General features: G+C 34.9%; 8 protein-coding genes. All 8 read left to right on the top strand.

From position 1 onward, the window contains the following. Nucleotides 1-25: 25 nt before the first annotated feature. The 8 genes from ACFFVB_RS12815 to ACFFVB_RS12780 all read left to right on the top strand — a co-directional run bounded on the left by ACFFVB_RS12815 (nucleotide 26) and on the right by ACFFVB_RS12780 (nucleotide 12369). A complete protein-coding gene (locus ACFFVB_RS12815; protein ID WP_382383326.1) occupies nucleotides 26-1441 on the top strand; it encodes an MFS transporter in 1416 nt (471 codons plus the stop codon). Between the two features lie 12 nt (nucleotides 1442-1453). Continuing rightward, entirely contained in the window at nucleotides 1454-2377 is a 924-nt protein-coding gene (locus tag ACFFVB_RS12810; RefSeq protein WP_382383325.1) for a glycoside hydrolase family 17 protein, read from the top strand. A 1012-nt stretch (nucleotides 2378-3389) separates the two neighbouring features. Next, nucleotides 3390-4946: a T9SS type A sorting domain-containing protein gene (locus ACFFVB_RS12805; RefSeq protein WP_382383324.1), complete on the top strand. Its 1557-nt coding sequence runs from the start codon at nucleotides 3390-3392 to the stop codon at nucleotides 4944-4946. Nucleotides 4947-5493: 547 nt separating this feature from the next. Beyond that, entirely contained in the window at nucleotides 5494-5997 is a 504-nt protein-coding gene (locus ACFFVB_RS12800) for a hypothetical protein (protein WP_382383322.1), read from the top strand. 1089 nt (nucleotides 5998-7086) lie between these two features. Continuing rightward, nucleotides 7087-8685, top strand: coding sequence for an apiosidase-like domain-containing protein (locus tag ACFFVB_RS12795; protein ID WP_382383320.1), 1599 nt, complete (start codon nucleotides 7087-7089; stop codon nucleotides 8683-8685). 24 nt (nucleotides 8686-8709) lie between these two features. Then, complete coding sequence (locus ACFFVB_RS12790; RefSeq protein WP_382383318.1) at nucleotides 8710-9609, top strand: 3-keto-disaccharide hydrolase; 900 nt, start codon at nucleotides 8710-8712, stop codon at nucleotides 9607-9609. A 152-nt stretch (nucleotides 9610-9761) separates the two neighbouring features. Beyond that, the gene (locus tag ACFFVB_RS12785) at nucleotides 9762-10982 is read left to right on the top strand and encodes an NADH:flavin oxidoreductase/NADH oxidase family protein (RefSeq protein WP_382383316.1); all 1221 of its coding nucleotides are present in this window, start codon (nucleotides 9762-9764) and stop codon (nucleotides 10980-10982) included. A gap of 901 nt (nucleotides 10983-11883) precedes the next feature. After that, on the top strand, nucleotides 11884-12369 hold the full coding sequence (locus ACFFVB_RS12780; protein ID WP_382383314.1) for a hypothetical protein: 486 nt from the start codon (nucleotides 11884-11886) through the stop codon (nucleotides 12367-12369). Nucleotides 12370-13389: the final 1020 nt, after the last annotated feature.

Raw genomic sequence — 13389 nt, 5'->3', positions numbered from 1 at the left:
TAACTAATTAAAATAAACCAGCAAAATGTCTAATATAAATAAAGTTCCATTCGGTCAAAAAGTAGCATTCGGAATTGGTATGCTCGCGAATCAAATGTTTCCAGCTGCAATGGGAATTTTTATGGTTGTATTGGTACAAGATTTAGGATTTCCAGGATGGATGTGGGGTGTGATTTTCTTTTTGCCTCGAATTTTCGATTCGATTACAGATCCAATTATGGGGTTTATTTCAGATAACACGAAATCTAAATGGGGACGTCGTAGACAGTATGTTTTTATTGGAGCAATTATAATGGGAATCTCATTTTCAATCTTATGGCAATTGCATAGAGAAGATGGTATTGATTATAATTTTATGTATTTCATGATTTGGTCTTTTATATTTTATTTAGGACTTACAATTTTTAGCGTGCCTTATGTGGCCATGGGGTATGAGATGAGCGACGATTTCCATGAGCGTACAAATATTATGGCCGTTGCGCAATGGATCGGACAATGGGCTTGGGTTATTGCACCTTGGTTTTGGGTGATTATGTACGATCAAGGTTGGTTTGAGTCCGCAGATATTGCTACACGAAGTATAGCCGTTTGGGTAGGTGTAATCTGTATGGTTTTCGCTATGATTCCAGCCATTTTTATTAAAAGTAAATCTACAGTGAATGAAGATTATGCGCCCTTAAATATGAAAAATATAGGGAATAGTTTTAATGGTATTATCGACGGATTTAAAGAAGCTTTTAAAAATAAGCCGTTTAGAAAATTATGCGTAGCTACGTTTTTAGTGTTTAATGCTTTTAATACTGTAGCGGCGTTTACGTTTTTTATAGTCGTTTATTATCTATTTAATGGAGATGCTAGTGCTGCAGGAATATGGCCTACGCTTTTTGGTAGTTTAGGTGCTTTGGCAACCACATTTTTGGTGATTCCAATTGTAACACGAATGTCTAAAGTCATGGGGAAGAAGAATGCATTTTTAGTATCTCAAAGTATTTCAATCTTAGGGTATATTTTACTTTGGTTTCTATTTATACCTGGAAAACCCTATATGTTTATCATGGCCTTGCCATTCTTTGCCTTTGGAATAGGGAGTTTATTTACACTTATGATGTCCATGACAGCCGATGTAATTGATCTAGATGAATTGAATACAGGATTACGTCGGGAAGGTGTTTTTGGCGCAATATATTGGTGGATGGTAAAGTTCGGATTTGCTATTGCGGGCTTATTGAGTGGATTAATACTATCGATGATAGGATTCGATGCAGATGCCAGTTCTCAGTCTGAAAACGCCATATTTGGATTACGGTTTTTCTTCTCAGGATTACCAGTGTTGGGAACACTAATTGCGATTTTAGTCATGCGTAAATATGATCTTACCGAAGGCAAAGCAAATGAAATTAGAACAGCGTTAGAATTACGTAAAACCGAGATTAAAAAGTAAACATACGATAATATGTCTTATAGAAAAGAGAATGTTTTATCGCTTTCTGGTGGTAATAATGATAAGAAAACCACGAAAGGTTTAGAAAATACATTCCGTCGTCTTTTAAAAGAAGGTATGCATGGTGTGTGCTTTAGTGCCTATGAAGAAGGTCAGAAAGCAGGTGATAAAATTAGTGAAGCTCAAATAAGAAGACGTCTAAATATTTTAAAACCCTACACCAATTGGGTCCGTACATTTTCGTGTACCGATGGTAATGAGTTAATACCTGAAATTGCTAAAGAACTGGGTATGAAAACACTTGTCGGTGCGTGGTTAGGGAAAGATAAGAGTATTAATAAAAATGAAATATCAGGACTAATTAAACTTGCCAAAAATGACTGTGTGGATATTGCTGCCGTAGGTAATGAAGTGTTGTATCGAAAAGATTTAACGGAATCGGATCTTTTAGTGTATTTGAAACAGGTGAAAATGGCCATTCCAGAAATTCCTATGGGATATGTCGATGCCTATTACGAATTTGGAAACCATCCGAAAATCACGGAAGCTTGCGATGTTATCCTAGCGAATTGTTATCCGTATTGGGAAGGTTGCGCTCAAGAGTATGCTTTAATTTATATGAAAGACATGTTTAATAGAGCAAAAAAAGCAGCTCAAGGTAAGAACGTTATCATCACAGAAACCGGTTGGCCAAGTCAAGGATTAGGGTTTCATGGTGCTAAACCTTCATATGAAAATGCAATTAAATATTTTATAAACATACAAGAATGGTCTAGAGCAGACGATATAGATTTGTTTTATTTCTCGTCTTTTGATGAATCTTGGAAAGTGGGAACAGAAGGCGATGTTGGTGCATATTGGGGATTATGGGATAAAAATGAAAAACCAAAATACTATAGTAGATTGCCTTTTATCCGTCAAAAAAGAAAGTTTTAATAACTCCGTATATTTCTTATTAATGTACTGCTTGTATTCTCATTTTATAATATCCTCTTTTCTTCAGAGTCATTTACCAATGCATAAAATCAAGATGACGTTATATCTAAAATAGCCATTTGTGTATGTCTTTAAATCTATTATTACTTTTTAGGATTTTGTATTTGCTCTAATCTTGATTCCTTTTTTTGCAATCTCTTTTTCCTTATTAGATAAATATCCTTTCTTAAATTCTATAACGCTATTTGTTTACCAACAAATAAGGTTCAGAGGGCTTGAATTTTCTACCAAACTCAATATCTACCCAATATTTTTATCGTTTTATTCACTTTATAGCATCTAAAAAAGGTTGTAATACTTAGTGGTCTTTACTAGTCCATAGAAAGGCTAAAGTCTACCATATGTTTTCTGTTTTTGGTAATCACTCTTTTATATCGATTAGTAAAATTGACCTCAAACGTAATTGTACTGGATTTTGGGGTATTCGAAATTATAGCATTAGGCTTCACTTATACATAAACCGAATCATTGTAAATCTTAAAATATAATGAATACTGGTGCTATTAGTTGGAAAAAAGGACAATTATCGACTCCTTTTTCCGTGTAAAGAGTATTAAATCAGAGTCTTAAAGAGGTGGTGGATTCCCGTATATATCAAGTGTATTACACGATAATATTTAATTACTAGTCGCTAATGTGTTACTAATTTGCGTGCTGTGTTTAAAACCTTCATTTTAAAATTGATACAATCCACTACAAGTTAAATGACTACCACAACATCACCCATACAACACTCTTAATACGCTAAATACGGGGCGAAATTACCTGTTGTGCGAACACCTTATAAAGCCATGTAAACACGGTTAATATCATGAATATGTCAAAAAAAAGTCGTTTTTATTGAGTTGTATGTTTTTTGTAGTGCTTAATTATGAGAATTTATAAATGTGCCAGCGCTACATTGTAATAAGAGAAAATTGATTTCTTAAACGATTAACTAAAACCATGTATTATGAGAAAAATTACTTTATTATTAGCCATGCTAACCTTGTCTTTAGGCTATGCACAATCGCCTTCAGCCGGCGCACCAACACCGCCAGATAGAAATGCTGTCGATGTTATTTCTATTTATAGCGATGCTTACACAGCTGTCGCAGGTGTTAATATAAATCCAGGTTGGGGGCAAGCAACAGTTACTACCGAAGTTTCTATTGCGGGAAACAACACACTTAGTTATGCGAACTTTAATTACCAAGGGACAGATTTTGCAACACAAAATATTTCAGAAATGGAATATCTGCATGTAGATATTTGGACGAACGACCAATCTCCTAATGTATTTGTTATAAGTTCTGGAGATGAAATGGCTCATGCTATTTCGTCAAGTGCAGGAGCGTGGAAATCTATTGATATTCCGGTTGCTAATATCACAGGTGATTTAAATGTGGCGCGCCAGTTTAAATTCGATAATGGAAATGGAGGCACTATATATTTAGACAACTTATATTTCTGGAAAACAGCAGCAGATCCTTTAAAAGATGCATCTTTAATAGATTTAAAAGTAGATGGCGCAACGGTTAATGGATTTTCTTCTGGTAAGACAAATTACATTTATAACATTCAAATTGGAGCAACAGTAATTCCTCAAATAACAGAAGCCATTACAGGTAATAGTGAAGCGAATGCTGTAATAACGCAAGCTCCTACCGTTCCAGGAGCGGCTATGGTAACCGTAACATCGTCTGATGGCACAACAACTAAAGTATATACTGTTATGTTTGCGACTACGTTACCAAGTCATGCGCCAACGCCAACAACTTCAGATAGTGAAGTGTTAAGTATTTATGGAGATACTGGTGATTTTACTAATAAGTGGGCAAAAGATTATGAGTTTGGAAGCTATGTAGATACGCCAGATTTGGATTCTGGAACAGGAGTAGATAAAGCTATAAAAATGGATTTTTCTATCGCAGGTTACGGAGAAGGTACAGAAGCGACTTCAGATGTTTCAGCATATAACTGGGTACATTTCGATTATTTTGCTGAAGTTGGCGATGCAGGTGTTAGCGGACATCAAGTTCGATTTATTCTGATTGGTGGTGGAGAATTTAATTATGAATTGACACCTAGCGGAAATGATAGTACACTGGTTTTCGGATCTTGGCAAACGGTAAATGTGCCATTATCTTTCTTTGAAGGTAAAGGGTTTAATAAAACCAATTTTTTACAATTCAAATTAGGAACAGATTCAGATTTAAATACAAAGGTTGTCTATTTTGATAATATCTACTTTTCGGTAAATGAAGGTACTGTTTTAGGAACAGAGAATTTTGAACACGTAAGCTTTAAGATGTATCCGAATCCAACTCAGGACAATTGGACGGTGGTAACGCAAAATATAAATATAGAAGGCATAAACGTATTTGATATTTCTGGTAAAAAGGTGTTAAGTTCAGCTCCAAATGCTACTGAAGCACGTATTAATGGATCGCATTTACAATCAGGGATTTATTTCGCTCAAATAAAAACTTCGAATGGCATTAATACTCTGAAATTAATAAAAAACTAACAATGCATTAATTTTGCTGTAACTCAGCATTAATTTAGGATGAGGCTGTCTAATAATATACAATTATTATATTGTGTGTTTTTAGATAGCTTCTTTTTTGTGCCTGTTTTAAAGGCAATAGAATCTAGATAAAACAGTGTTGTATTGTATTTACAAAAAGAGTTTACTGTTCTAATGTGTACCCTTAATGACTCTTACTTGAGTTTTTTTAATTAGATTTTATTATTAAAAGAAAGTAATATATTTAATGCCTTAAATTAACGGACTTTTTTTTGCTGAATACTAGTATCTGGTTTTGATTAAAGGTGCTTGTAGTCATTAGATTTAAATGGAGGTAGAAACTGAAATCGTTCAATTTAAATATAATTTACTTGTATATCGAAAAAAACAGCAATAACCATAAATCATTTTTTATTGAATTATATTTGGGGTTATATGTGATTCCAATTCGAATTATATTGTTGTTTAGAGAAATTCCTAGTTCATTAATCCTAACGTTTCTTATTAATAAATATAATATTCAACGTGATAATCGCAAGTGAATAAAATGAAAATAAGTTTAAATATTTTACATTACTGTCTGTATTTAATTCAAGTGAAATTACATTTACTTTTCAATAAAATAAATCCTGTGTTGTTGCTTTTCAAAATTCCATCTGTTAAGAAACGAATGAAAGAAAGTGATGGTATTGAAAGTCCGACGGAATGGTATAATAATTTCTGGAATGACAAGAAAAATGGATTTGGTACACGATTTATTGGAGGTTCGCTAATAGGAATTATTTCTTTTGCTTTTATAGGTTTAGGTATTATTTTAGTTAAAATTATATCCCCTGAATTAGTTTTAAATTCCTTTTTCTTTATTTCGATGGGTATTATTTCTTATTTGATTTGTTACTTTTTAGTGTTTAAAAACGATCAATATTTAGAATACTTTAATGAATTTGAAGATTGGACAATAAAGCAAAAAAGAAAATATGTTTTTGGGAGTATTAGCTTTATTTTATTAATAATAGTATTGTTTTTTTTTAGTCTATTAGGTTTCAATTAAAGTTGGTTTTAACAATAATCCAAGCTAAAAACAACTCATTCTTGAAAATGAGTTCCTGAAATTTAGGTGTTGAACGATAGATTTAGATAAGGTTTCGTCAGCCTAGATGTTTCTTGTCCTGAGCGGAGTCGAAGGGTTGGTTCGTTTTTTCATCGATGGAAAAAATGAACATCATTTATTCTAGAATCTCTTCATGGTAATAGCCAGCCTTTATGAGAACCTGAATCAAGTTCAGGTTGACGACACTCCAATTAGAATGTAATATATTTTAATTTAATAATACACTATGATGGTTTTTCAAAAATCGTGAATTCCCCGGCCTATCGAAAGTTTATCGTAAAATTTGAAGTGAAGTCACCGTAAAATTTCAGGCTGTTTGAGCGAAACGTATGTAGTCATAAAAGTTGAATGAATTCGCGAGTTCCTGAAATTTAGGTGTCGAACAATAGATTTAGATCAGGTTTCGTCAGCCTAGATGTTTCTTGTCCTGAGCGGAGTCGAAGGGTGGGTTCGTTTTTTCATCAATGGAAAAAATGAACATTACTTATTTCAGAATCTCATTACGCTAAAATCCAACCCTTATGAGAACCTGAATCAAGTTCAGGTTGACGAACCTTTAAGGTTCCAGGTCATCTATTCTGGTTTAGTAATAGCTTCATAATTTTAAAAGAAAACGTAATTCCCCGGCCTATCGAAAGTTTATCGTAAAATCTGAAGTGAAGTCACCGTAAAATTTCAGGCTGTTTGAGCGAAACGTATGTAGTCATTAAAGTTGAATGAATTCGCGAGTTCCTGAAATTTAGGTGTCGAACAATAGATTTAGATCAGGTTTCGTCAGCCTAGATGTTTCTTGTCCTGAGCGGAGTCGAAGGGTGGGGGCGTTTTTTTATCAATGGAAAAAATGAACATTATTAATATATCACCAAACATCTAAAAAAACCAAACGCTTTTTAATATTTTCATTTCTCTAAAGTCTATAAAATGAATATATTTAGAGATGCATAATTTGCTCCTAAAAACCTTGAATACGAACCAACGTTCTATTCTAAAAACAGCAGCATAAATTCAGTCAAAAACAAACTAAACCACATGAACAAATTTTTACTATTCGCATGCCTATTGCTCACAATAGCGTCTCAATCTTATGCCCAAAAAACAATTCAAGGCCACAAATGGGAAACGGTCGATATTACGTTTACCGCAAAAGGACATATAGAAAAGCCTTTTCAAGTCGACTTATCTGCGACATTTAAAGCACCAGATGGTTCTCAAATAACCGTGCCTGGCTTTTACAACGACCATAACGCATGGGTGGTGCGTTTCAATCCGAATCAGGAAGGGACGTGGACTTCTGTAAGTAATTCTTCTCTTAAAAAACTAAACGGAATTAAACACCGTATTGAGGTGTCTCCCGCAAAAGCAGGTATTCATGGCGGAATAAAAGTGAGTGATACGGATGCTCAGAAATTAATATACGAAGACGGTTCGCCATATAATTTGGTTGCGAATGAGGTGGACTGGTTGTTCGCTCTAGATTATGGCAACCCCGATCTTACCAAAACAAAAACCTTAGTAGACGCCATTGCTGATAATGGTTTTAACCAAATTATTATGAATGTTTACGCCTACGATTTAGATTGGAAACAGAGCGAAAACATCGATCCCAAATGGGATTTCGGATCTAAAAAAGAGATTTTTCCTTTTTTAGGCGATAACGAAAACCCAGATTACTCCGCCTTAAATGTGGAGTTCTTTAAACATTACGATCGCGTGATCGACTTACTAGAAGAGAAGGGCATTGTGGCGCATATTATGATTTACGTATGGAATAAAATGGTAAACTGGCCGGAAGCGAATTCCGAGGCCGATAATATGTATTTCGACTATGTGGTGAAACGCTATCAGGCGAAAAGCAACGTGATTTGGGATATCTCTAAAGAAGCCCTGCGCTATGGTTACGACGACCCCAATTACATTACCGAACGTATAGACCGACTAAAGAAATTAGATGCTTACGACCGCTTGGTTACGGTTCACGATTTCGATTATTGCGAGGCGAATCCGGAGAAAGTGGATATCATTTCAGCGCAATTTTGGCATTCAGATATCTATAGTAAAATGCTTAATTTAAAAGCCGAATACCCAAATAAACCCATTATTAATTTGGAAAATGGTGCTTACGAAGCGTGTGAATACGACATTTTTCTAGACAGTAATTATAGCGATCCCATTTCTGGCGTAGAGCGTAATTATCAATGTGCTTTTGCGGGTACGTATACCAGTTATTATTGGCAAGGGATGGCGTGGAATGTGGTTATTTACGATCCGTTTGCCGAGGAGGTCACTGTGCAACCAAAATTTGAATATTATAAATACTTCCAAGCGTTTCTAGATAAAGTTAACTTTCAGAAACTTCAACCCACCGATCGCTACAGTTCTAGTGGCTATTGCCTGGCGAATACCGAGGACGGCGAATTTGTATACTACATGCCTAAAGCGAATAGTGCAATCGCTATAAAAGGACTGCCTAAAGCTGAAAAGTTAGAAATACAATGGTTTAATCCGCTTACCGGAATTTATACCGAGCCTCACGAAATCGACTTTAAAAGTTGGCTGATATTGAACCCTGAATTCGAAGGGATAGACAACGTCATTATCGTGAAACTAATCAACAGAAAGACATTATAAACTCATCATTACAAACAGATATTTATGAAAACTATTTTAAAACCAACCCTTTTGGCTACTGCCGTAATTTTAATTTGCCTTTCCATGACGTCTTGGCGTTCAGACGAACCCACTAAAGACAAATGGGAACACCTCCTAGATTTAGAACTGAGCAAGTGGGACGAGTTTGTTGGAGCTCCGCATCACACCGTAGCTATTGAAGGGTACGAAAAAGGAAATGGTATGGACGAAGGCACGCCGTTAGGATTAAATAACGATCCGTTAAACGTATTTACCACAGTTGAAATGGATGGAGAACCGGTGCTGAAAGTTTCTGGAGAAATATACGGGGCAGTAACCACCAAAAAAGAATACGAAAACTATCATTTAAGTTTGATGTTTAAGTGGGGCGAAAAGAAATACGAACCGCGTTTAGACAAACCGATGGATAGCGGTGTGTTGTATCATGCCATCGGCGAACAAGGCGCATTTTGGAACTGCTGGATGCAGTCTCAAGAATTTCAGATTCAAGAAGAAGATTGTGGAGATTACTACACCATTGCGGGTTCTGGTGCCGATATAAGAGCGATAAAGAAAGAAAATCCTAACTCAGATTGGGATATTTTTATCTACAATCCAGACAGCGATTATAAGCAGTTTAAAACAGGAGAGGACGGACGTTGCAGAAAAAGTGTGAACTACGGAAAATTAGAAGGCTGGAATCAGATTGATTTGGTGTGCTTGGGCGATAAGGCCTATCATATTGTTAATGGAAAAGTAGTATTGGTGTTGGAAAACTCGGTGACTTATGGAACAGACGATGTGGCTAAGGCGCTAACCAAAGGGAAAATTCAACTGCAGAGTGAAGGTGCAGAGGTTTATTATAAAGATATTAAAATTAGATCGGTTAGTGCATTGCCAGCTGAATTTTCCAAGCAACTGTAATTATAGCGTTTAAATCACTCTTTTTAGATTTAGACACCAACACTTACTTAATCATATACTTTTCATAAATAAAAACAGGAGATGCAAGCCATGGTTGAATTAGATTTACCTTTGAATAATTATTACACCAACTACAATAAAGCATCACGTCCATGAATATATTAGAGCAAGAAATGATTTTACCAAATGGGGCTGTCCTAAGTAATAGGATTGCTAAATCTGCAATGAGTGAAAATTTATCGAACAAACATCAGGAGCCCACTGCGGTTCTTATAGATGCTTATAAAGTATGGGCTCAAGGTGGCGCTGGATTGCTAATTACCGGTAACATTATGATTGATCCTAACGCCGTTGGAGAACCTCGAAATGTGGTGGTTCAAGACCGTAAAAACATGGATATGCTTACACGATGGGCAGAAAGTGTAAAAGGGACTAAAACACAATTATGGGCACAATTAAATCATCCAGGCCGTCAAGCCATGGAGCAAATTAATAGTGTTTTAAAAGCACCTTCTGCAGTCGCTTTAAAAACGAGAGGTCGAAAAGATGCCACTAAAAAAATACCTGAAGCGTTAACCGAAAAAGAAATCCTTGACATTATTGAGGGCTTTGCGAATACATCTGCTATTTTAAAAGATGCGGGATTCTCTGGCGTTCAGATTCATGGCGCACATGGGTATTTAGTGAGTCAGTTTTTATCGCCACAAGCGAATGTAAGAACCGACAAATGGGGAGGAAGTTTGGAGAATAGAGCTCGATTTGTGGTCGAAGTCTATAGAACCATAAGAGCACGTGTAGGGAAAGATTTTCCTATCGGAATTAAATTAAACTCAACCGATTTTCAGAAGGGTGGATTCTCAGAAGAAGAATCTATGGAAGTGGTTAAAATCTTGTCGAACGAAGGCATGGATTTAATTGAAATTTCTGGAGGAACTTACGAAGCACCAGCGATGATGGGAAAACAAAAAGATAGTACCATAAAACGGGAAGCTTACTTTATGGATTACATCGAAAAGGTAAGACAAGTTACTACAACGCCTTTAATGCTAACAGGAGGATTCCGTACAACGTCGGTAATGCAAGATGCTGTAGCCTCTAATCAATTAGATATTATTGGTGTGGCGCGTCCGTTTGCTGTGTTCCCAAACATGGGAAATGAAATCATTAACAACAGTCGACCTAATTTCAATACAGACATTAAAAAGACAGGTGTAAAAGGCATCGATGGGTCTATGAATATCATTTGGTACGAAACCCAAATTAAGCGCCTCGGACAAGGGAAACAACCCAATCCAAATTTAAGTGCTTGGTCTGTGTTTCTTAATTATGCCTGGTTAATTATAGAGCAAAAACTAAAAAGCAAAACAAAATAGATTATAGAAAGAAGGGAAGTAAATCTGTTTTTTCTTCAAAGCTATTAGATCGTACTATATCAAGCATACAACGTCAGGTTATTGATGTTGTATGCTTTTTTTATGTTTTAAAGACATGATTAAACACGTTATACGGCCTTATCCAAATAGTTTCGTAAAAGATGAAGCTGTTTGCGAAGTATTAGTGTCCGTCATTCTGAATTTATTTCAGAATCTCATCAAAGTGCTAACCAATCGTTATGAGAACCTGAATCCAGTTCAGGTTGACAAAACCCTTGCGTTTTAAACAATCTAATATGGTTTAACATTATAAATCAATATCAAAAGGTTGATCCTGGTGTCTGGCTCTTTTGTTTCTACTGCTTCTAAAATTTCTGCTATGCTTAGTTAAGTAACTTACCAAAGTCATCGCAACAGAAATTAAAATGATGGCAATCAAGATTTCGTTTACTTCGCTTGGAATATTCATACAAGTAATATACAAAAAAAACTCTCTATTCAGAAATAAAACTACCGTTTCTACCAAAAACACAAAGGTTAATTATTTGAATAACAATATTATAGTGTGCGAAGAGCAAACCAGATAAAATGACTAATACAAACAAATTTTAGAGCTAAAAATCATATCTTAACTTCAAAACTAATAGAGACTAATTACGATGTCAAGTATACAACGTTTAGAAATTGATTTTGTGTGTTTTTTTATGTTGGTATCTTTAAGTGATAACAAACCTGTTAAATTATTACACATCTTCTAAAAACAGAGCGGATTATTGTTTTAAGGCCTTTCAGCTAGAATAAAAATAATATATTTAATTTTTAATAGGTCCTATCCCTTTATGTGAGCTAATAGGACATGCTATAAAAGAAGAAACACCTATAAAAATCTGAAAGCATAGTTATGAGTACGTTAAAAACAGTAATAGCACTTATTTTTTTATCCATTATGGCTACAGGCTGTAGTACAGACGACGATTCAACTACTGGGTCGTATTACACCCTAGACGATTTAGAGATTTTGCATAACAACAGCTCTAAAACATGGCGATTAGAAGCCTACTACAGAAATTATGACACGAATTTAAGTGAGCAAAATGACTGTTTAGTTGATGATACCTATACATTTAAAACAGCAGGTGAAATAGAGGTGGTAAGCGGAACAGAGAGTTGTTATTATGGCGGTGAAGAAATTGCAGAAGCACAGTATACTTTTTACGAAGAAGAAGGTAGCGTTTATGTAACCATGATTCGAGGAAAAATAACAGAGGATATTGCGAGTTCTACTTCCTTTTCTTTACAATTAACAGACTTAAGAACAAATCGGATGGTGTTTTCTGTATCCAATAGCATAGATAATTCTAAAGCTTTAGTTTTTGTAACGGACTAAATAAAATTATTTATTCTAAAAATAAATAGTAAGCATATAACGTCTAGAAAATGATGTTGTATGCTTTTTTTATGACAATCATTTTGGGAAACTAAGACATAATTAAACACGTTTTACGGCCTATTACGATAGATTTAGATAAGGTTTCGTCAGCCTAGATTATTCTTGTCCTGAGCGGAGTCGAAGGGTGGGTTCGTTTTTTCATCAATGGAAAAAATGAACATTACTTATTTCAGAATCTCATTATACTTTTCTAAAAACGCCCTTTCCTGGCCTATCGAAAGTTTATCGTAAAATCTGAAGTGAAAACACCGTAAAATTTCAGGCTGTTTGAGCACGACATATTTTTTATTATCTATAATTTTTATTGCGAGTTCTTGAAATTTAGGTGTCAAACGATAGATTTAGATAAGGTTTCGTCAGCCTAGATTTTTTTGGTTCGTTTTTTCATCGATGGAAAAAATGAACATCATTTATTCTAGAATCTTATCAAATTGCTAACCAATCGTTATGAGAACCTGAATCAAGTTCAGGTTGACGACACTCCAATCAGAATGTAATTTATTTTAATTTAATAATACACTATGATGGTTTTTCATAAATCGTGAATTCCCCGGCCTATCGAAAGATTATCGTAAAATCTGAAGTGAAGTCACCGTAAAATTTCAGGCTGTTTGAGCGAAACGTTTGTCGTCATTACATTTAAATTAATTCGCGAGTTCCTGAAATTTAGGTGTCGAACGATAGATTTAGATAAGGTTACGTCAGCCTAGATTATTCTTGTCTTGAGCGGAGTCGAAGGGTTGATTCGTTTTTTCATCAATGGAAAAAATGAACATCATTTATTCTAGAATCTTATCAAATTGCTAACCAATCGTTATGAGAACCTGAATCAAGTTCAGGTTGACGACACTCCAATTAGAATGTAATTTATTTTAATTTAATAATACACTATGATGGTTTTTCATAAATCGTGAATTCCCCGGCCTATCGAAAGTTTATCGTAAAATCTGAAGTGAA

It is taken from the genome of Formosa undariae (genome assembly GCF_042427615.1).
Taxonomy (GTDB): domain Bacteria; phylum Bacteroidota; class Bacteroidia; order Flavobacteriales; family Flavobacteriaceae; genus Formosa; species Formosa undariae.
Note: the sequence above shows the minus strand (reverse complement) of the source record. Positions and strands in the feature narration are given on the sequence as shown.